Raw genomic sequence first — 482 nt, 5'->3', positions numbered from 1 at the left:
ATCCCAGGCTGCACCCGAGCCACGCACCATCACGCCCGAAAAACCCCAGGCCCAGGCATCCGCCAGCGAGACGATGCCGATATCGACATTGCGCTGCTTGAAGATGCGGTTGCCGGTCAGCAGCCGGTCGAGGTCGTCGATCGACTTCAGGAACGGGTCGATCCACTTGCCGATGTCCTCGACCAGTTGACGCGGCAGGTCCTGATGGACGCCGCCGGGCCGAAAATAAGCGGCATGCATGCGCGAACCGGAGGCGCGCTCATAGAACACCATCAGCTTTTCGCGTTCGACGAAGCCCCACAGCGGCGGCGTCAGCGCACCGACGTCCATCGCCTGCGTCGTCACATTGAGGATGTGCGACATGATGCGGCCGATCTCGCTGTAGAGAACGCGGATCACCTGGCCACGCTTCGGCACCTCGATGCCGAGCAGACGCTCGGCGGCCAGCGCAAAGGCATGTTCCTGGTTCATCGGCGCGCAAT

General features: G+C 63.5%; 1 pseudogene. It reads right to left on the bottom strand.

Annotated elements, in window-relative coordinates:
• Positions 1-482, bottom strand: a pseudogene (locus tag EN932_RS37625) (NADH-quinone oxidoreductase subunit D); the annotation flags it as partial.

This window comes from Mesorhizobium sp. M7A.F.Ca.US.002.01.1.1 (assembly GCF_004022955.1).
GTDB lineage: Bacteria > Pseudomonadota > Alphaproteobacteria > Rhizobiales > Rhizobiaceae > Mesorhizobium > Mesorhizobium ciceri.
Note: the sequence above shows the minus strand (reverse complement) of the source record. Positions and strands in the feature narration are given on the sequence as shown.